At 73.7% G+C, this 18876-nt stretch carries 17 protein-coding genes; 8 read left to right on the forward strand and 9 right to left on the reverse strand.

What is annotated here, in order from left to right:
* Window positions 1–4: 4 nt before the first annotated feature.
* Together ACIBQ8_RS34665 and ACIBQ8_RS34670 are read left to right on the forward strand one after the other, a co-directional pair.
* Window positions 5–760, forward strand: coding sequence for a class I SAM-dependent methyltransferase (locus tag ACIBQ8_RS34665; protein ID WP_397174841.1), 756 nt, complete (start codon window positions 5–7; stop codon window positions 758–760).
* A complete protein-coding gene (locus tag ACIBQ8_RS34670) occupies window positions 747–1901 on the forward strand; it encodes an aminotransferase class I/II-fold pyridoxal phosphate-dependent enzyme (RefSeq protein WP_397194075.1) in 1155 nt (384 codons plus the stop codon). The genes ACIBQ8_RS34665 and ACIBQ8_RS34670 overlap by 14 nt, the downstream gene beginning before the upstream one ends.
* A gap of 44 nt (window positions 1902–1945) precedes the next feature.
* Here ACIBQ8_RS34670 and ACIBQ8_RS34675 read toward each other — a convergent pair whose 3' ends face one another.
* Entirely contained in the window at window positions 1946–3283 is a 1338-nt protein-coding gene (locus ACIBQ8_RS34675; RefSeq protein ID WP_397194076.1) for an MFS transporter, read from the reverse strand.
* A gap of 47 nt (window positions 3284–3330) precedes the next feature.
* Here ACIBQ8_RS34675 and ACIBQ8_RS34680 point away from each other — a divergent pair, with 47 nt between their 5' ends.
* From ACIBQ8_RS34680 to ACIBQ8_RS34690, 3 genes are all read left to right on the forward strand, one after another.
* Window positions 3331–4116 (forward strand): SAM-dependent methyltransferase, encoded by a 786-nt coding sequence (locus tag ACIBQ8_RS34680; protein WP_397174846.1) that lies wholly within the window; start codon window positions 3331–3333, stop codon window positions 4114–4116.
* A 182-nt stretch (window positions 4117–4298) separates the two neighbouring features.
* The gene (locus tag ACIBQ8_RS34685) at window positions 4299–5348 is read left to right on the forward strand and encodes a trypsin-like serine peptidase (RefSeq protein WP_397194077.1); all 1050 of its coding nucleotides are present in this window, start codon (window positions 4299–4301) and stop codon (window positions 5346–5348) included.
* Between the two features lie 59 nt (window positions 5349–5407).
* Window positions 5408–5944 carry an RDD family protein gene (locus ACIBQ8_RS34690; RefSeq protein ID WP_397194078.1) on the forward strand — a complete coding sequence of 179 codons (537 nt, stop codon included), beginning with the start codon at window positions 5408–5410 and terminating at the stop codon, window positions 5942–5944.
* A gap of 15 nt (window positions 5945–5959) precedes the next feature.
* Here ACIBQ8_RS34690 and ACIBQ8_RS34695 read toward each other — a convergent pair whose 3' ends face one another.
* From ACIBQ8_RS34695 to ACIBQ8_RS34730, 8 genes are all read right to left on the reverse strand, one after another.
* Complete coding sequence (locus tag ACIBQ8_RS34695) at window positions 5960–6508, reverse strand: GNAT family N-acetyltransferase (protein ID WP_397174850.1); 549 nt, start codon at window positions 6506–6508, stop codon at window positions 5960–5962.
* 40 nt (window positions 6509–6548) lie between these two features.
* Window positions 6549–7862 carry a cation:proton antiporter gene (locus ACIBQ8_RS34700; protein ID WP_397174852.1) on the reverse strand — a complete coding sequence of 438 codons (1314 nt, stop codon included), beginning with the start codon at window positions 7860–7862 and terminating at the stop codon, window positions 6549–6551.
* A 153-nt stretch (window positions 7863–8015) separates the two neighbouring features.
* Window positions 8016–9239, reverse strand: a complete 1224-nt coding sequence (locus ACIBQ8_RS34705; protein ID WP_397194079.1) for a cytochrome P450 — start codon at window positions 9237–9239, stop codon at window positions 8016–8018.
* 26 nt (window positions 9240–9265) lie between these two features.
* Window positions 9266–10402: a hypothetical protein gene (locus tag ACIBQ8_RS34710; RefSeq protein WP_397174855.1), complete on the reverse strand. Its 1137-nt coding sequence runs from the start codon at window positions 10400–10402 to the stop codon at window positions 9266–9268.
* 116 nt (window positions 10403–10518) lie between these two features.
* Window positions 10519–11628 carry an NAD(P)/FAD-dependent oxidoreductase gene (locus ACIBQ8_RS34715; protein ID WP_397174857.1) on the reverse strand — a complete coding sequence of 370 codons (1110 nt, stop codon included), beginning with the start codon at window positions 11626–11628 and terminating at the stop codon, window positions 10519–10521.
* On the reverse strand, window positions 11625–12635 hold the full coding sequence (locus ACIBQ8_RS34720; protein ID WP_397174858.1) for a hypothetical protein: 1011 nt from the start codon (window positions 12633–12635) through the stop codon (window positions 11625–11627). The genes ACIBQ8_RS34715 and ACIBQ8_RS34720 overlap by 4 nt, the downstream gene beginning before the upstream one ends.
* A gap of 265 nt (window positions 12636–12900) precedes the next feature.
* Window positions 12901–14010, reverse strand: a complete 1110-nt coding sequence (locus ACIBQ8_RS34725) for a S1 family peptidase (RefSeq protein ID WP_397194080.1) — start codon at window positions 14008–14010, stop codon at window positions 12901–12903.
* 187 nt (window positions 14011–14197) lie between these two features.
* Window positions 14198–14530: a hypothetical protein gene (locus tag ACIBQ8_RS34730; RefSeq protein WP_397194081.1), complete on the reverse strand. Its 333-nt coding sequence runs from the start codon at window positions 14528–14530 to the stop codon at window positions 14198–14200.
* 769 nt (window positions 14531–15299) lie between these two features.
* Between ACIBQ8_RS34730 and ACIBQ8_RS34735 the strand changes: the two genes are divergently transcribed.
* The 3 genes from ACIBQ8_RS34735 to ACIBQ8_RS34745 all read left to right on the forward strand — a co-directional run bounded on the left by ACIBQ8_RS34735 (window position 15300) and on the right by ACIBQ8_RS34745 (window position 18875).
* The gene (locus ACIBQ8_RS34735; protein WP_397178976.1) at window positions 15300–16055 is read left to right on the forward strand and encodes a 2,3-dihydro-2,3-dihydroxybenzoate dehydrogenase; all 756 of its coding nucleotides are present in this window, start codon (window positions 15300–15302) and stop codon (window positions 16053–16055) included.
* Between the two features lie 106 nt (window positions 16056–16161).
* Window positions 16162–17256 (forward strand): isochorismate synthase, encoded by a 1095-nt coding sequence (locus tag ACIBQ8_RS34740; RefSeq protein WP_397178977.1) that lies wholly within the window; start codon window positions 16162–16164, stop codon window positions 17254–17256.
* 92 nt (window positions 17257–17348) lie between these two features.
* Window positions 17349–18875, forward strand: a complete 1527-nt coding sequence (locus tag ACIBQ8_RS34745; protein ID WP_397194082.1) for a (2,3-dihydroxybenzoyl)adenylate synthase — start codon at window positions 17349–17351, stop codon at window positions 18873–18875.
* The last annotated feature ends 1 nt before the right edge of the window (window position 18876 follow it).

Genomic DNA, 18876 nt, shown 5'->3' on the forward strand with positions numbered 1-18876 from the left:
CTGCATGGAATACGGATCCGACCACGCCGAGTACTACGACCGCGTCTTCCGCAGCCGCGGCAAGAGCTTCGAGGGCGAGGCCCGCGAGCTCGACAGGATCATCAGGGAACGGTCGCCGCACGCGGCCTCGCTGCTCGACGTCGCCTGCGGCACCGGCGCGCACCTGGAGACCTTCGCCAAGCTGTTCGACCACGTCGAAGGGGTCGAGCTGTCGCCCGACATGCGGGAGGTCGCCGGACGGCGGCTGCCCGGCGTGCCGCTGCACGCCGGCGACATGCGCACCTTCGACCTCGGACGCACCTTCGACGCCGTGACCTGCATGGGCAACGCCGTCGGCGAACTGGGCTCCTACGACGAACTGGTGGAGGCCGTCGGCCGGATGGCGGCCCACCTGGCGCCCGGCGGCGTCCTCGTCGTCGAGCCCTGGTACTTCCCGGAGAACTTCCTCGACGGGCACGTCGGCGGCCACACGCTGGTGGAGGAGGGGCTCGTCATCTCCCGCATGACGCACTCGCGCAGGGAGGGCGGCAAGAGCCGGCTGGAGGTGCGGTTCAGGGTCGCCGACGCCTCGGGTTTCAAGGAGTTCGCCGAGGTCCTGTACTCCAGCCTGTTCACCTGCGACCAGTACCTGGAGGCGTTCGCCGAGGCGGGCTGCCGGGCCGAGTTCCGGCCCGCGTTCAAGCTGGCCGACGGCCGGCCCAACAGCCCCGGGCTGTTCGTCGGCGTGCGCGAGGAGGGGGACGGCGATGGCCCTCGGTGAGCCCCTCGTCGTCGGCCGGCCGAACGCGGGGGAGCGGGCGCGCCTGCTGGAACGGCTCGGCGGCGTGCTCGACCGGCTCTGGCTGACCAACAACGGCCCGCTGGTGCGCGAGTTCGAGGCGCGCCTGGCCGACCTGACCGGCGCCCGGCACGCCGTGGCGACGTGCAACGCCACCACCGGCATCCAGATCGCGGCCAGGGCCGCCGGGCTGCGGCCGGGCGACGAGGTGATCGTCCCCTCCTTCACGTGGGTGGCCACCGCCCACGCGCTGGAGTGGATCGGCATCGTCCCGGTCTTCTGCGACTCCGACGAGATCACCGGCAACGCCGACCCCGACCACGTCGAGCGCCTGATCGGCCCGCGCACCCGCGGCATCCTCGGCGTGCACGTCTTCGGCTACCCGTGCGACGTGGACGCGCTGGAGCGCCTGGCCCGCGACCACGGGCTGGTCCTGCTGTTCGACGCGGCGCACGCGCTCGGCTGCACCTACCGGGGCAGGCCGATCGGGACGTCAGGGGACGCCGAGATCTTCAGCTTCCACGCCACCAAGTTCGTCAACAGCGTCGAGGGCGGCGCGATCGTCACCGACGACGACGACCTGGCCGCGCGGGTCAGGGAGCTGCGCAACCAGGGCATCGACGCGGCCGGGCGGATCTCCGGGGCCGGCACGGTGGCCCGGATGAGCGAGTTCCACGCGGCCATGGGGCTGACCTCGCTGGAGGCCATCGACACGATCGTCGAGGCCAACCGGCGCAACCAGCGGGTCTACGAGGAACTGCTCGCCGGGCTGCCGGGCGTCGTGGTGCGCGGCCAGGCGCCCGGCGAACGGGCCAACCACCAGTACCTGGTCATCGAGGTGGACGAGGCCGTCGCCGGCGTGTCGCGGGACGCGGTGCTGGAGGCGCTGCTGGTGGAGAACGTGCACGCCCGCCGCTACTTCTCCCCGATCTGCCACCAGGTCGAGCCGTACCGGTCGGACCCGGGCAGGCACTTCCCGCTGCCCCTGCCCCGGGCCGAGGGCCTGGCCGCCCGCGTCCTGTCCCTGCCCACCGGGCCCACGGTGGACGCCGGGCACATCGCCGGCATCTGCCGCGTGGTGCGCGAGACCGTCCGGGCGGCCGACCGCCGGCTGGTCGCCTGACCGCGAAGAGGGCGCCTCCTGCGCGGGGCGCCCTCTTCCTTCCGTCAGGCCGCGGGCACGGCCCCCGGGACCGCCTCGGGGACGGGGGTCACCCGGCGGCGCACGGCCAGGCCGAACAGGGCGACCAGCAGGCCGCACGCGCCCGCCAGCGCGAAGGGGGCCGCGGGCCGCCACAGGTCGTAGAGCCAGCCGCCGACGCCGGAGATGACGAAGATGCCGATCGCGCCGCAGAGCGTCTGGACGCCGAAGCTGGAACCCCGGTAGCGGGCCGGCACCTGCTGGGCCAGCAGCGGGCCCGCCGTGGTGATGACGCCGATCTCGCCCAGCCCGACGGCCGCCGCCACCAGCATCATCCCCGGCCCGAGCGGGTCGCTGACCAGCAGCGTCGACAGGTACGCGGCCCCGGCCAGCGCCTGGGCCAGGATCACGACGTCCTGGCGCCGCATCCGGTCGCCGAGCCAGCCGAACAGCGGCGCGCCCACCACGATCACCATGTACGCGACGCCCACGATCGCGCCGCTCTTGGCCAGGGCCTCGGTGGCGGACATGCCGCGCACGGCCTTGGCGTGGTCCACGATCCACAACGACAGGAAGCTCGCCACCAGCGCCAGGTCGGCCCTGGCCACGAAGGACGCCGCGTACGACAGCGCCACGCCGGGGTCGCGGGCCAGCCGCACCCCCTCGACGACCAGCCGCGCCAGCCCGGCCCGCTCTCCGGCTCGCTCTCCGGACGGCTGCCCGGCGGGCGGCTCGGCGGGCGTGGCAAGGCCGGGGGCCAGCGTGCCGCGCAGGGCCAGCGCGCCCAGCAGCACCAGCCCGGCGACCACCAGGAAGCCCACCTGGGCCGCCGTGGCCGGGGCCATGCCGCCGGCCTCCAGCATGTTCGGCAGGCGTACCAGCACCAGCACCGCGACCACCGCGCCGATGCCGCTGAACAGGCCGAGCCAGCCGTAGGCCTTGCCACGCGCCCGGTCGCGCACGTAGTCGGCGGTGATCGCGGACATGGTGACGTTCAGGGCGGCGATCCCGAGGGCGAACACGACCCGCAGCGCGACCAGGACGGCGACGTTCCCCGCGAACGGGTAGAGCGCCGCGCCGAGCGCGCACAGCAGCAGCCCCGCCACGGCGACCGGCCGCCGGCCGATCCGGTCGGCGAGCGCGCCGTACCAGGCCAGGCTCAGGATGAGCGCCGCCTCCGCGGCGACCTGGAGGTAGCCGGTCGTGCGGCCCAGGTCGTCGCCGGACAGCCCCAGCGCGTCGGTGAGCAGGTACGGCTGCGCGGCCGGCAGGAACGTGATGACCGCCGTGCCGAGGAGCCCGAGCCCCATGCACGCCCAGAGGTTGGTCCTGCTGATGCCCGTCGCGGGGTCGAGACCTAACATGGCAGAGATCATCCCAACGTTCGCCCTAGATCGTCTAGGTTTGGCACATGATGAGTGACCGAGTCCCGCCGGGCGTCAGCGCCGCGGTGCCCAACGTGGCGCGGATGTACGACTACTACCTCGGCGGGAAGGACAACTTCGCGTCCGACCGGGCCGCCGCGGAGAAGGTGCTGTCGATCATCCCCGAGATCAGGGGCGACGCCCGCAACAGCCGGGCCTTCCTGCAGCGCGCCGTGCGCCACCTGCGGCAGACGGGCGTCGACCAGTTCCTCGACATCGGCTCGGGGCTGCCGACCGCGGGCCACGTGCACGAGGTGATCGAGGGCGCGAAGATCGTCTACGTGGACAACGACTCGGTCGTGCTCACCCACTCCCGCGCCCTGCTCGGCCACTCGCCCGACGTCACCGTCCAGGAGGGCGACCTGCGGCGGCCGGAGGCCGTCATGGAGCGGGCGGCGGAGGTGCTGGACTTCTCCCGGCCGATCGCGCTGCTGGTGGTCTCGCTGCTGCACTTCGTCACCGACGCCGAGGACCCGGTCGGCGTCGTCCACCGCTACCGCGACCTGCTGCCCGCGGGCAGCCACATCGTGCTGACGCACGTCGCCCCCGACACCATGCCGAGCAAGGCCGACGACGTCAGCGCCGTCTACCGCAACGCGACCTCGCCGTTCACCGCCCGCAGGCGGTCGGTGTTCGCCTCCATGCTGGACGGCTTCGACCTGCTGGAGCCGGGCATCGTCAACACCCGCGAGTGGCGTCCCGACCCCGACACCGACCCGTCCCCGATCGACGGCGACTACCACCTGTGCGCGGTGGGCCGCAAGCGGTCCTGACCCGCGCGGCTCCCCTTCCGGGATGGCCCGTCACCTCCGGGTGGCGGGCCGTCCGTGTGTCGAGCGTCGCGTCGTTTCGAACATGTGATCTAAAACTTGTGGGCTTCTTCCGCCGGCCGTGCTTACGATCTTGGTGTTCGCCGGCCGGGCCGTCCGGCCGGCTCTACCGGACGGAGATGTCCTTGAGGCGTGCAACGATCGTGTCAGCCGCCGCGCTGAGCCTGCTGGCCCCCCTCGTCGCGGCCGGGCCCGCGCGGGCGGCCACCGTCGCGACGGTCCCGCTGGCCACCGTCGTGGACAAGGCCCGGGAGGTGGCCGGGTTCTGGCTCGCCGACGACGCCGCCAACCTGCGGGCCGCCACGCCGTACACCGTGCTGGCCACGGCGGCGGGGGGCGAACGCCTGTCCACCGGGATCGTCCCGGACGGGCCCGCGATCGCGGTCCAGCCGATCGGGGCCGAGAACCCGCCGCCCGGCGAGGAGTTCGCGACGTCCGGCAAGGTGTTCTTCATCGGGAGCGACGGCCGGCCCCACTGGTGCACCGGCACCTCCGTGCAGTCGAAGTACCGCAACCTGGTGGCCACCGCGGGCCACTGCGTGTTCGACATCGAGGCCCCGATGGGCGCGCTCGGCAAGTGGGTCTTCGTCCCGGCCTACACCGACGGCGCCACCCCCTACGGCCTGTACGTCGGCAAGCAGGGCATCACCCACTACGACTTCGAAGACCTCCACGACTTCGACCGGGGCTACGCCTTCGCCACCGTCTACAACGGCGTCGTCCTGTCCGCCCCGGACACGCTGACCACCGTCGCCCGCCTCGGCGACAGCGTCGGCGGCCTCGGGATCGCGGCCAACCAGCCGCTCCCGCCCGCGGCCGACGTCCTCGGCCACCCCTCCGGGCTCCACCCCGACGGCACCGGCCCGTACACGGGCCAGAGCCTCGAACGCTCGACCGGCCCGGTCTTCGCGGTGAAGCCCGCCGGCCTGCGCGCGGACCGGCCCGTCGGGGTGGACTCGCCGTTCACGGCCTCGCCCGGCGCGGCGTGGGTCACCGGGTACGACGCCGGGACCCGCGCCGGCTACCTGAGCGGCCTGACGATCAGCGTCGCCGACACCGACGCCGACGGGCGGTACGACACCGGCATCTCCCCGTACTTCGACACGGGGCTGTTCCAGGTCTACCAGGACGCGGCCAACCGCTGGACCGGCTCCATCACGTACGTCTCCGGCTGAGACGAGAGGCCCGCGGGGGCGTCGCCGCCGTTCGAGGATCATGGTCAAGGAGGCGACACGTGCTGAACGAGCGGGAGCGGACGCGAGGCGGCCGGACGGCGTTACGTCCGAGGCTGGTGGCGGCCGGGTGGGACTATCTCGTGATCGCCGCCTGGCTCACGGCGCTGGCCGGCGTGTTCGTGCCGCTGAGCCGGGCCGGAGCCGGGTTCGGCGGGGTCGGCGCCCTGGGCACCGACCTGCTGATCACCGCGCTGAGCGTGCTGCCACTCGGGGCGTACCTGGTCGCGGGGGAGGCGGGGCGGCGGCAGGCCACGTGGGGCAAGCGGCGCGCGGGGCTCGTCGTGGCACTGGCCGGCGGGGGGCGGCCCGGCGCGGCCCGGATCGTGGCGCGCGCCCTGGTGAAGCTGCTCCCGTGGCAGTGCGCTCACATGGCGGTCTCCCGGCTGGTCCGCGAGCCGGAGTCGGCCGTCGCCATGCCGCTGCTGGTCGCGGCGTACGCCCTGGCCGGGGCCTCGGTCGTGCTGGTGCTGACCCGCCGCGACCGGGCCGCCCTGCACGACCTCGTGACGGCCACCCGGGTGGTGCCGGCGCCCTGACGGGCCCCGAGCCGATCACACCTCCGGCAGGGAGGGATCGGGCTGCCAGGGGTTCGGCGCGGTGATGGACCAGCGTTCGTGGTCGCGCCAGGCGCCGTCGATGTAGAGGTAGTCGGGCGACAGCCCCTCGTAGCGGAAGCCCAGCCGCCGGGCCAGGGCCAGGGACGCCTTGTTCGCCGGCTGGATGTTGGCCTCCAGCCGATGCAGCCGCAGGTCGCCGAACGCGTGCCGCAGGGCGAGGGCGAGCCCGTCGGTCATGTAGCCGCGCCCGGCGGACGGGGCGAAGGCCGCGTAGCCGAGGGAGGCCCCCTGGTAGCGGCCCCGGATGATCGAGTTGATGTTGACCGTGCCCGCGGTGGCGCCGCTCTCCCGGACGCGGATCAGGAAGCCCAGGTTGAGGCCGTCGTCGAAGCGGCGCATCCAGGTACGGAACTCCTCGGCGGTCGAGGGCAGCTGCATCCACGGCCGGTGCAGTTCGGCGCTGGCCCGGACGAGCGAGCAGAACTCGTCCTGGTCGGAGAGGGTGAGCGGGTGCAGCTCCACCCGTGACGGCATTTCGGACATGGGGCAACTGTAGGGCGTGCCGCGAGAAGCGTCGTCTCCGTCAGCTCGCCGTGGTGGTCCAGGCGCGGTGGGCCGTCTCGCGGATCTCCTCGTCGGCCGTCTGCTCCACCCGGGCCATCGCCGCGCGCAGGATGGGCGGCGTCATCAGCGAGGTGACGATCGCGACCAGCACCACCAGCGTGTACGCCTCGACGCTGAGGATGCCCAGCCGCAGGCCGACCATGGCCACCACGACCTCGATCACGCCGCGCGCGTTGAGCCCGGCGCCCAGGGCCAGCGCCTCCCACCGGTTGAGCCGGCTCAGCCGGGCGCCGGCGTACGCGCCGACGAACTTGCCGACGATCGCGACCGCCAGCACCGCGAGCCCGGCCAGCAGCACCGGCGGACGGGTCAGCGCGGTCAGGTCCATCCGCAGCCCGGCGGTGGCGAAGAAGACGGGGGCGAAGCCGTACAGCGTCACCGTGCGCAGCGGGGCCAGCCGGGCCGGGTCCACCCGTCCCGCGCCGCCGATGAGCATGCCCATCACGAACGCGCCGAAGACCGACTCCAGGCCGAGCGCGTGCGTCCCGGCCGAGGCCAGCACGAGCAGCACGATCGCCATGCCGACCGTCGGGCCCGCCTCGGGCGAGCGGGCCGCCAGCCGCATCGCGCCGCGCACCAGCGGCCGCCCGACGGTCAGGGCCACCACGACGATGGCCAGGAGGTAGGCCAGCGAGGTGATCACGGTGCCGGTGCTGACCGCGTTGACGGCCATGGCGCTGACGATCGAGAGCATGAACCAGCCGAACGCGTCGTCGATCATCCCGGCGGTGAGCGTGAGCTGGCCGATGTTGCGGTGCAGCAGCCGCATGTCCATCAGCGTCTTGGCCAGCACGGGGATCGCGCTCACGCACATCGCCACGCCCATGAACAGCGCGAACACCGTCTCGTCGGTGCCGTCGGGCACGATCATCCGGGGCAGCAGGAACCCGGTGGCGATGCCGAGCCCGAGCGGGATGATCAGACCGCCCGCGCTGACCCCGGCCGCGGTGCCCGCCCGCCGCCGCACCAGGTTCAGGTCCATGTGGATGCCGGTCAGCCCGACCAGCAGCAGCACGCCGACCTGCCCGACGGCGTCCAGCAGGTGGAACTGGCCGGGGTCGGCGGGGAAGAGCCAGCGGTGGAGGTCCGGCGCGACGTGCGCCAGGATCGACGGCCCGAGCACGACCCCGGCGAACAGCTCGCCCACCACGGCCGGCAGCCGGAACCGGGCCGCCAGCGCCCCGAGCCCCAGGGCGAGGGCGAGCATCAAGCCGATCTGCAGCAGGAACACGAGCATGCCGTGCGCGCCGATGGGGGCGATGGGCGTCTGCATGAATACCCCTGGAAGGTCGATCCTGGTCTTGTCCGAACCTGGATATTCAGCAAAGAACGCCCGGCACGCCCGCCGCAACGGACCCGTTCACATGCGGCACTCTCCGAGAAAGCCGCCCGCGAAGATCCGCACGCACGGAGAAACCGGCGGAGCTCAGCCGGCGGCGCGCGGGCCGAGCAGCACCGGCAGGGCCCGCACCCCGTTGTCCAGCAGCGAGGTGAGCCGGGGCAGGTCGTCGAGCGGCCCGGCGGCCCGCATCTCGGGGAACGTCGCGAACAGGGCCGGCAGCGCCACCTCGGCCTGCAACCGGGCCAGCGGCGCGCCCAGGCAGAAGTGCGGCCCGTGCCCGAACGCCAGATGCGGCACGGCCGGCCTGGTCACGTCGAAGTCGGCGGCGTTCTCGCCGAACCGCTCGGGGTCGCGCCCGGCGGCGGAGAAGCAGGCCAGCACCGCCTCGCCCGCCCGCAGCCGGACGCCCTCGATCTCCAGGTCCTCCATGGCGTAGCGCATCGGGAAGTAGGCGTTGGGCGACTCCCAGCGCAGCGCCTCCTCCACCGCCGCGCTCCACGGCACGGCCCCCGAGCGCAGCAGTTCGAGCTGCTCCGGACGGCCCAGCAGGGCGCGCACCGCGTGCGCGATGAGGTTGATCGTCGTGACGTGGCCGGCGATCAGCAGCACCTGCACGGTGTCGCGCAGCTCGGCGTCGTCCAGCCGGCCCTGGGCGTGCAGCGCGATCAGCTCGCTCGTCAGGTCCTCGCCGGGCGTGCCGCGCCGCACCTCGATGATCTCGCCGACCAGCTCGAACAGCGCCCTGCGTCCCTCCGGGCTGTCCGGCGGGCTCTGGTCGAGCTGCACCACCTCGTCGGTGAGCGCGCGCAGGCGCTCGCGGTGGGAGTCGGGCACGCCCAGCATCTCGACGATGACGCGCAACGGCAGCGGGTAGGCGTACTCGGCGCGCAGGTCCACCGGCTCGCCCGGCGGCCTGGCCGCCAGGTCCTCCAGCAGGTCGCCGACGATGGAGGTGATCCACGGCTCCATCCGCTGCACCTGGCGCGCGCTGAACAGCTTGACCAGCGGGCCGCGCAGCCGCCGGTGGTCCTCGCCGTCGGCGTTGAGCATGGACGCGTCGGTGACGAGCCGCATCAGCGACGTGCCCTGAGGGGCCGCGGCGCGGGCCTCGGGGTCCCAGTACCGGATGTCGCGCGTCATCGCCGGGTGCGACAGCACCGCCTCCAGCGTCGCGTGGCTGGTGGCGGCCCAGGCCAGCACCCCCTCGACCCGTACCGGGACGAGCGGGCCGGCCCGGCGCAGCCGCTCGTCGCTGTCGTGCAGGTCGAGGGTGGCCGGGTCGAGGACGAACTCGGGTTCCATGGTCATCCTGTCTGTCTGGTGCGGTCGGGCGGTCATCGGCTCGACGTCGCCCCGCTGTAGCGGCGGGGGAGGACCATGACCGGGTTGTCGTCGAGGATCACGTCCGGCGGCCCGAAGCGTTCGGCCACCCGGCGGATCTCGGGGTCGTCGAGCAGCAGCAGCCGGCCGTCGAGGACGAGCGGCTCGTCGTCGGCGTACAGGGTGGGCCGGTCGACCTGGCAGTCGCAGTGGGCGAAGCCGGGCGCGGTGGTGACGGCCACGCCGTCGGTGAGCGCGTCGAGCCCGCAGTAGAACGCGCCGGCGTGCTTCTCCCGCTCGAACTGGCTGCCGCCCGCCACCCGGACCTTCGGGTTCAGCCCGATCAGGGCGTGCCGCAGGTAGAAGCCGCCGGGGGAGAAGCGGCGCAGCCGGTCGGCGGCCGTCCCGCCCTCGATCTTCTGCACGACGTTGCCGGCCAGGTGCACGCTCAGCGGCTCCTCGGGCACGCCGGTCACCGTGCAGTCCTCGACGACGAGCACGCCCTCGGTGTCGGCGGGCCAGAAGTTGACGCCCCCGTACGGGAAGGGCCGCCACTGGCCGGGGCCCGGCGGCTCGGCGTCCGGCATGAGGGTCAGCCCGGACAGCGTCAGGTCCGTGCCGGCCGTGGAGGTGACCCGGATCCTGCTCGTCGCGGCCAGCTTCTCCAGCGTGCGGTGCGCCAGGGCGTAGAAGACCTCGTTGGGCAGGCGGGCGCCGGTGAGCAGCGCGCCCGCCGTGGCGCTCATGTGCAGGGACGCGAACCGGACCGGCAGGGCCGCGATCTCGTCGAAGAACAGCGGCGCGGTGTGCACCTCGCCCCACCAGGTGCAGGCGATGACGACGTCGGACGCCCCGACGGCGGCCCGCTCGACGTGGTGCCCGGCGCCGCTGTCCCAGCCCCCCGGGCTGAACGGCGCCACCGACAGGATGTGCACGTCGGCGTCACGGTAGGCCGCCGCGGCCGCGATGGCCTGCACGACCACCGGGTCCACGGTGTGCTCGGCCAGCACCAGCACCCGCTCGCCCGGCGCCACCCGCAGGTAGTGCACCAGGTTGCGGGCGCCGGGCATGAGCTCGACGATCGAGTACGGCGCGGCCGTCGGCTCGGCCGCGTAGCCGACGGGCGCAGTGGCGTACGGATTCGTGGTCATCGTTGCCTCCCCCGGTGCCGGTCGTACCCGCTGCCGTGCCAACCCGCGGCAACGCCACGCCTCGATCACGGAAAGGATGCGGCGTCGGCGCGGGCGGCACGACTCCGGGCCCGGTGTCAGCGCGAGCGTCGCCGCGACCCGGCCGCCAGCTCCATCGGGTCGAAGCCGAACGTGTCCGCCGGGTCGTGGCCCAGGTACAGGTCACGGACCAGCTCGCCGGCCGCCGGGGCATTGCACAGCCCGTGGCCGGAGAAGCCGGTGGCGTACAGGAAGGCCGGCGATCCGGGCAGCCGGCCGATGAAGGCCGACCGGTCGGGGCTGGCGTCCCTGGGGCCGCGCACCGCCGTCTCCAGCCCGGACAGGTCCAGGCCGGGGTAGGTGGCGGCGAGCTGGGCCCTGGCCTTGACGAACCAGGCGTCCCGGTCGGTGCCCGGGTTGCCCATGCCGATCAGGACCCGGTCGCCGCGCCGGCGGATCAGCAGCCCGCTGGCGGCGTGCAGGGTGACCGGCATGTCGGGCACCTCGGGCAGCGGGCCCGTGGTGAGCAGCTCCTGCACCGCCGGCCCGGTCAGCGGCAGGTCCACGCCCGCCGTCGAGGCGATCCAGCCCGACCAGGCCCCGGCCGCGCACACGATCGCCTGCGCGGTGAGCGTGCCGTCCGCGGTCTCGACCCGCCCGGTGGCCGGGTCGACGGCGGTGACCGGGCAGCCGGTGCGCAGCGAGGCCCCCGCCCGCGCCGCCCCCTCCGCGTACGCCTCCACGATGGCGGCCGTGTCGCTCACGAACGCCTGCGGCGACCACGCGGCCGCCAGCAGCGACGGCTCCTCGACCAGCGGGTTGAGCCGCCGGGCCTCCTCGGCGCCGATCAGCGACACGTCCACGCCCGCGGCCCGCTGCGCCGGCAGCTCGTCCTCGAACCTGTTCACCTGCTCCCGTTCGGTGAACAGCACGAGGTAGCCCACCTGCCGCATCGGCAGGTCGGCGCCGGGCCAGCGTGGGAACGACCGGTAGGCCGACAGGCTGCGCACCGCCATCGCGGAGCTGACCGGGTCGCCGGAGAAGTAGGAGCGCAGCACGTCCGCGGTGGCCCGCGAGGCGCCGGAGGCCAGGTCGTCGCGTTCCAGGACGACGGTCTCGACCCCTGCCTCGGCCAGGTGGGCCGCGATCGACAGGCCGATCACGCCGCCGCCGATGACCACCACCTCGGCCCGGTCGGCCTGGCTCATGCCGGGGCCACCGTCCCGCTCTCGAAGGGCGCCAGCATCGAGCCGGAGATCGGGGCCACCGAACCGTCCGCGCGCAGGTGCTCGTCGACCTGCCACGGGAAGAGCTGGAGGTTCCAGGCGCCCAGGCAGTTGACGTACAGAGCCATGTGGCTCATGAGCGCGACGAAGTCCTCGCGGTCCTGGAGCTGGTCGGCGACCTCCAGCGCGCGCTCGGTGAACTGGTGCAGCTTGTTCAGCCCGCAGTAGCCCAGGAACTCGGCCGGGGTGGCGGCCATGATGCGCGCCATCTGCTGCAGGAACTCCAGCGGGAGCTGCTGCTGCTGGGCGGCCCTGACCAGGCCGGAGTAGCAGCAGTAGCCGAGCGGGCGGGTCTCGCCGTTGACGAACAGCATGGTGGTCAGCGTGGTGCCGAAGCTGCCCGCGCCCGAGGCGATCCGGCCCTCGTGCAGGTCGACCAGCTCCTGGGGCGGGTCGAGCCAGATGCGCTCGATCTCGTCGTGCAGCTCGGCGAGGAGCTGCTCGGCCTCGGCGTGCCGGGCCGTCGGGCGCCGCAGCTGGTGGCCGCCGCTGTCGCCGGCCCTGCGCACCTCGACGATCACGGGCTCGCCGCCGGAGTACACCGACTGCCACACCGCCTGCCCGGCCTCGGCGAGCGCGTCGAGGTCCTCCTCGCGGACGGTGCCGATGGGAGTGGCGGGCATGGGCTCGCTCAGCGGGCCGTACTTGATGCCGAGGTGCTGGAGGCGGGAGCAGAACACCGATCCGTCGGGCGCGATCCGCCGGTCGATCTTGTGGACGCCCGGGACGTGCAGCAACTCGGGCATCGGGGCCAGGTGGTAGAGGTGGTGCCCCGCCACGAGGGCGTGGCCTTGCAGGCTGCGGTAGGGCAGGGTCTGCCACAACGCGTCGGCGAGGTCGCGGTTGCGTCCGTCGAGGTCTGCTGTGACCGATACGCCGATGGTGGGCCAGAGAATTTCGATCTGCCGCTCAGTGGCCGATTTGTTCATAACGCGGACAGTAACACAGTCGTTACGATACGTAAGGAAGGGGGGCGGAGGGCGGCCGCAAGGGGAATTGTCCGGAAAAGGGGCGCCATGGGCGGTCGTCGCGCGCGCCGGCGGAGGGGGTTTGGCGCCCCGGTCGTTGCCGACCGGGGCGATGCCCACATTAGGGCGTTTTGTCTGTTTTGTATAGGTTCCTTTACGCACACGTGCGGGCCGCGTCTGGGCGCGGCCCGCACGGTGATCGGCTTCACCCGCCGTCAGCGGCCGATCAGAAGACGTTCACGCCGTAGGCGCTCAGCGCCTCGGTGACCGGCTGGAAGAAGGTCGTCCCGCCGCTGGAGCAGTTGCCGCTGCCGCCGGAGGTCAGGCCGAGCGCGACGCCGCCGGAGAACAGCGCGCCGCCGCTGTCGCCGCCCTCGGCGCAGACGTTGGTCTTGATCATCTGGCGTACGGTGCCCTCGGCGTAGTTCACGGTGGCGTTGAGCGCCGTCACCGAGCCGCTGTGCACGTGCGTCGTGCTGCCGCTGCGCTGCACGGACTGGCCGACGTAGGCGTTGCCCGCGCTGGTGATGTCCCGCGAGCCGCTGTAGAGGTCCACGCCGCCCGGGTGGGCGATGCTCGTGTTGGTGTACTTGACGATCGCGTAGTCGTTGCCCGGGAAGCTGGAGCCCGTCGTGTTGCCCAGGGTCGTGGTCTTCGCGGAGTTGGCGTACCACGTGGAGGCGATGTTGCCGCAGTGGCCGGCGGTCAGGAAGTAGTAGGTCGAACCGCTGACCACGTCGAAGCCCAGCGAGCAGCGGTACTGGCCGCCGTAGATGGCGTCGCCGCCCTGGATGAAGAGGCTGAACCTGCCGGGCTCGTTCTCGACGCGCACCGCGGGCGTGGCCGCCTCGGCGCTCTGGCCCTGCGCGGCGGCCGCCTGGGTGTTGGCCTGCTGGACCGCGATCTGGACCTTGGTGCGCGCGCTGCTCGCGACGGTGCTGTCCACCCAGACGACGACCTGGTTGGAGGCCGGGTCGACGGCCCACGCGGTGCCGGGGACGGCGGCCGTGCGGTCGAGGAAGGACATGATGGCCTCAAGCGCGGGGCCGCTGCGGGACACGACACGTGGCACGGCGCCCGAGGCGGTGATGGCCTCGGCGTCGGCCGGATCGGTGGTGGTGACCACCATCTTGCCCTGTGCCTGGTCGAAGTAGGAGCCGGCGGTGCGGGCGCCGAGCTGCCCCTCCAGCCTGGCCGCGGCGGCGGCCGGGTCGGCGGCGGGCTGGGCCGGCGCGGGCGACGCCTGGGCGGGTACGCCCGTGACCGCGCCGGTGAGGAGCCCGGCGGTGGCGACGATCAGTGCGGCGCGCCGGATCCGTAAGCCATGGATGCTCACTGGAGCCTCCTGAGGGTGGGGTGACTTGCCCGCAAATATGAACAAAATCCCCAGGGAGGGCAAGGGGCTGTCATACTGATTTTTTGACCGGGAGTAATAGATCAAGGAAGGGGCGTCGTCCCCTCAGGCGCGCCGCTTACCTGGCCTTATGTTCCGGCGAATGAGATCGCATCGGCCCGAGCAGGACTCATGAAAAGTTCGACCCGGCATTTTCGGCGATGTCAAGAAAGTTGTTTGTGCCGTGCAGGAACGTCGCGGCGAACACGTCCCGGCCCAGCACGATGACGGCGGACGCGGTGATCCTCTCCACGTCGCCGCGTTCGGCGGCCGGCGGCGGGGCGCCCACGCTGCCGCGCGACCCGTCGGCCGCGCCCAGCAGCAGCGCGGCCCGTTCCGCCGCCCCGGCCGGCGCCTCCAGGGAGAGCGCCAGGGTCCGGGGCTCACCGGCCGAGCGGGCGATCTCCAGGCCGCGCCGGTGGCGGGCGGCGGCCGACGCGTGATCGCCGCGCAGCTCGGCCACGAACCCCAGCTCGGCGTGGGCCAGGTGCGCGCCCCGCCGGTGAGGAGGGATGGACGTCGCGCAGGCGGGCCAGGAAGGACTCGGCGGCGTCGAGAGCCCCGGACCGCCGGGCGCCCAGGGCCAGGCCCATCACCGCGTGCACCTCGCCGTAGAGGCGGCCCTGCCGCGCGGCCAGGTCCCGCGCGCGCTCGTGCAGGTCGCGGGCGCGGTGCGCGCAGGGCGAGCGTGGCGGGGGCGGTCCACCGGTCGCCGGAGGCGGCGGCGACGTCGAGCGCGCCCGTGCCGGGGTCGCCGGCGCTGAACAGGGCGTAGGCGTACAGCCAGGCCAGCCGCCCCGGCACGACCGCGCCACCCGGCGCGAGGCGGAACGGCTGCTCGACGCGGGCGCCGACCTGGCGTCGCTCGGACGGGCCTTCCTGGCCAACCCCGACCTGCCCGAGAGGCTGGCCGCCGGGGCCCCGCTCAACCCCGTCCGCGTCGAGCACTGGTACGGCGGCGACCACACCGGCTACACCGACTACCCGACCCTGCGCCGGCCGGCGCTGACCTGAGACCACCTTCTCGCACCGGCGGCGTGGCCGCGGCTCCCAGCCGCGGCCACGCCGCCTTTTCGCGTCCCCGACCTGCGGTGACATCCCCGATCTCGCTCCTCACGCGGCTTTCCTGACGCCCGTCGCCGGGCCCGGACGGCGGTCTTGACAGACGGTCTCTTTGCCTTCAAATTAGGCAAGGCTTACCTAACTAAAGCATTCGGGGAGGACGTGCCGCAATGGACGGGATCGACGGCGGGACCGCCTTGGTGACCGGCGCGGCCCGCGGCATCGGGGCGGCCGTCTGCGCCGCCCTGGCCGGGGCCGGGGCCGTGGTCGCCGCGGCCGACCTGCGACCGGTGACCGGCGGCGACGGGCGGCCGTACCGCCTGGACGTGCGCGACCCGCACGACGTCGAGCGCGTCGTCGCGGCGGTCGAGCGGGACCTCGGCCCGATCGCGATCTGCGTCAACACCGCGGGCGTGCTGCTGCCCGGCGAGGTGGACGGCACCGGCGACGACCACTGGAGGCAGAGCTTCGCCGTCAACGCCGACGGCGTCTTCCACGTCTCCCGCGCCGTCGCCCGGCGCATGACGCCGCGGCGGCGGGGCGTGATCGTCACCGTCGGCTCCAACGCGGCCGGCGTGCCTCGCGTCGGCATGGCCGCCTACGCCGCCTCCAAGGCGGCGGCCCGGATGTTCACCCGCTGCCTCGGCCTGGAGGTCGCCCGGCACGGCATCAGGTGCAACGTCGTCTCACCCGGCTCGACCGACACCGCCATGCTGCGCGCCCTGTGGGACGGCGCCGACCCCGACGAGGCGCTGTCGGCCACCCTGCACGGCGACCCGGCCGCCTTCCGCGTCGGCATCCCGCTCGGCCGGGTGGCCGACCCGGCCGACGTGGCCGACGCGGTGCTGTTCCTCTGCTCGGAACGGGCCAGGCACATCACCATGCACGACCTCCTCGTGGACGGCGGCGCCACCCTCCACACCTGACCCGCCCCGGCCCGCCGGGGCCGTCCGAACCCGCACCCCGTGATCCCGCCCCCGGGCCGGACCGGATGGACCGACCGAGATTGGACCGATCGAGATTGGACCTCCATTGCATCTGCTGACAACCGCGGCGGATCCGCTCGCGGGCTACGACCGCGCGGAGTCGGTGCTGTTCGCCTCCGCCCGCGGCACGCTGCTCACCCGCGGGGTGCGCGGCGTCGCCGGAGGCGACCTGGCCACGCTGGCCGGCAGGGTGGACGGCCCGGCAGCCGGGGCCATCGGCTTCGACGGCACGGCCCACCTGATCCAGCCCGAGTCCGAAACCTGGTCGCCGCCGCTGCCGCCGGGCGCCGCCCCCCTGGCCGGCGGCGGCTGGTGGAGCAGGCGGGTGCCCGAGCCGGCCGCGTACGCCGCCGCGGTGCGCAGGGCCCTGGCCGAGCTGGAGCGCGGCGGCCTGGCCAAGGTGGTGCTCGCCAGGACCGTGGAACTACGTTCGGACGAGCCGATCGACCTGCCGGGACTGCTGCGCCCGCTGCTCGGGCACGGCTACTCCTTCGCCGCGCCGCTGCCCGGCGGCCGCACGCTCACCGGCGCCAGCCCCGAGCTGCTGGTCTCCCGCCACGGGCGCGCGGTGGTCAGCAACCCGCTGGCCGGTTCCGCGGCCCGCTGCGCCGACCCCGCCGAGGACCGGCGCAGGGCCGCCGCGCTGGCCGCCTCCGCCAAGGACCTGCGCGAGCACCGGCTGGTCGTGGAGGCGGTCGCCGACGCGCTCGCGCCGTACTGCGCGGGCCTGCGGGTGCCCGTCACACCTGAGCTGACCTCCACCGAGACCATGTGGCACCTGTCCACCCGCGTCACCGGCACGCTGCGCGACCCCGACACCCGCGTGCTCGCGCTGGCCGCCGCCCTGCATCCGACGCCCGCCGTCTGCGGCACGCCCGAGCAGGGGGCGCGGCGGATGATCGAGGAGCTGGAGCCGTTCGACCGCGGCTTCTACGCCGGTCTGGCCGGCTGGACCGACGCCGCGGGCGACGGCGAGTGGGCCGTGGCGATCCGCTGCGCCGAGGTGGCCGAGCACACCCTGCGCCTGTACGCCGGCGCGGGCATCGTCACCGGCTCCGACCCCGAGGCCGAGCTGGCCGAGACCGCCGCCAAGTTCCGCACCATGCTGCGCGCCCTGGGAGTCTCCGATGCCCTCGCCTGATCCCACCCGACACCCCGAAAAGCAATCGCCCCCACAGGCCGGGGACCGGTCGCCTGCGCCCCTTCACCCGTCACGGGCCGGGGAGGTGCGGGGTGCACTGGTCTGAGGAGGAGGCGGCGCGGTACCGGGCGGCCGGTTACTGGCGCGGCGAGACGTTCGGCGGCCTGCTGCGCGACCTGGCCGCCGCGTACGGCCCCCGCCCCGCCCTGATCTCGCCCACCGCCCGCTGGACCTTCCGCGACCTGGACGAGCGCGCCGACCGCCTGGCCGCCGGGCTGCGCGCGAGCGGCATCGGCCGCGGCGACCGCGTCGTGGTCCAGCTCCCCAACGTGCCCGAGTTCCACCAGGTGTGCTTCGCGCTGTTCCGGATCGGCGCCTGGCCGGTGTTCGCGCTGCCCGCCCACCGCTCGGCCGAGATCTCCTACTTCTGCTCCTTCACCGAGGCCGCCGCCTACATCTGCCCCGACGACGAGCACCGCGCCTACGCCCCCGGCACCCCCGCCCACGTCCTCGGCGACCTCCCCGAGACCGACCCGGACGAAGACGATCCGAGCGAGAGCGGCCCGGACCGCCCCGCGCCCGGCGACGTCGCGTTCCTTCAGTTGTCCGGCGGCAGCACCGGCCTGCCCAAGCTCATCCCGCGCACCCACGACGACTACATCTACAGCTTCCGCGCCAGCGCCGAGATCTGCGCGCTGCGGCCGGACAGCGTTTACCTGTGCGCCCTGCCCGCCGCGCACAACTTCCCGATGAGCTCGCCCGGCGTGTTCGGGGCGCTGAGCGCCGGGGCCGCGTCCGTGCTGGCCCCCGACCCCAGCCCCGGCACCTGCTTCCCGCTCGTCGAGCGCGAGCGGGTCACGATCGCGGCACTCGTCCCGCCGCTCGCCCTGGTCTGGCTGGACGCCGCCGCCACCACCGGCCACGACCTGTCCAGCCTGGAGGTGCTCCAGGTCGGCGGCGCCAAGTTCAGCCGGGAGGCGGCCAAACGCGTGCGGCCCGAGCTGGGCTGCACGCTCCAGCAGGTGTTCGGCATGGCCGAGGGCCTGGTCAACTACACCCGCCTGGACGACGACGAGGAGACCATCGTCGCCACCCAGGGACGTCCCATCTCGCCCGACGACGAGATCCGCGTCCTGGACGACGACGGCCGCGACAGCGACCACGGCCACCTGCTGACCCGCGGCCCGTACACCATCCGCGGCTACTGGCGGGCCGAGGAGCACAACAGGACCGCCTTCACCGGCGACGGCTTCTACCGCACCGGCGACATCGTCCGGCGCACCCCCACCGGCCACCTGGTCGTCGAGGGTCGCGCCAAGGACCAGATCAACCGGGGCGGCGAGAAGATCGCGGGGGAGGAGGTCGAGAACCACCTGCTGGCCCACCCGGCGGTCCACGACGCCAGCGTGGTCGCCGTGCCCGACCCCTACATGGGGGAGCGGGCCTGCGCCTACGTCATCTGCCGCGGCGACCCGCCCACCGCGGCCGAGCTGCGCGCGTTCCTGCGCGGGCGCGGCATCGCCGCCTACAAGATCCCTGACCGGTTCGAGTTCGTCGACGCCTTCCCGCAGACCGCGGTCGGCAAGGTCAGCAAGCGCCACCTCCGCGAAAGGACATGAC

Origin of the sequence: Nonomuraea sp. NPDC049646, assembly GCF_044465525.1 — a bacterium.
In the GTDB taxonomy this organism is placed as follows: Bacteria; Actinomycetota; Actinomycetes; order Streptosporangiales; family Streptosporangiaceae; genus Nonomuraea.

Coding starts and splice junctions, on each gene's coding strand:
- ACIBQ8_RS34665 (WP_397174841.1), top strand. CDS start 5: ATGGAATACGGATCCGACCACGCCGAGTACTACGACCGCGTCTTCCGC.
- ACIBQ8_RS34670 (WP_397194075.1), top strand. CDS start 747: ATGGCCCTCGGTGAGCCCCTCGTCGTCGGCCGGCCGAACGCGGGGGAG.
- ACIBQ8_RS34675 (WP_397194076.1), bottom strand. CDS start 3,283: ATGTTAGGTCTCGACCCCGCGACGGGCATCAGCAGGACCAACCTCTGG.
- ACIBQ8_RS34680 (WP_397174846.1), top strand. CDS start 3,331: ATGATGAGTGACCGAGTCCCGCCGGGCGTCAGCGCCGCGGTGCCCAAC.
- ACIBQ8_RS34695 (WP_397174850.1), bottom strand. CDS start 6,508: ATGTCCGAAATGCCGTCACGGGTGGAGCTGCACCCGCTCACCCTCTCC.
- ACIBQ8_RS34700 (WP_397174852.1), bottom strand. CDS start 7,862: ATGCAGACGCCCATCGCCCCCATCGGCGCGCACGGCATGCTCGTGTTC.
- ACIBQ8_RS34705 (WP_397194079.1), bottom strand. CDS start 9,239: ATGACCATGGAACCCGAGTTCGTCCTCGACCCGGCCACCCTCGACCTG.
- ACIBQ8_RS34710 (WP_397174855.1), bottom strand. CDS start 10,402: ATGACCACGAATCCGTACGCCACTGCGCCCGTCGGCTACGCGGCCGAG.
- ACIBQ8_RS34715 (WP_397174857.1), bottom strand. CDS start 11,628: ATGAGCCAGGCCGACCGGGCCGAGGTGGTGGTCATCGGCGGCGGCGTG.
- ACIBQ8_RS34720 (WP_397174858.1), bottom strand. CDS start 12,635: ATGAACAAATCGGCCACTGAGCGGCAGATCGAAATTCTCTGGCCCACC.
- ACIBQ8_RS34735 (WP_397178976.1), top strand. CDS start 15,300: ATGGACGGGATCGACGGCGGGACCGCCTTGGTGACCGGCGCGGCCCGC.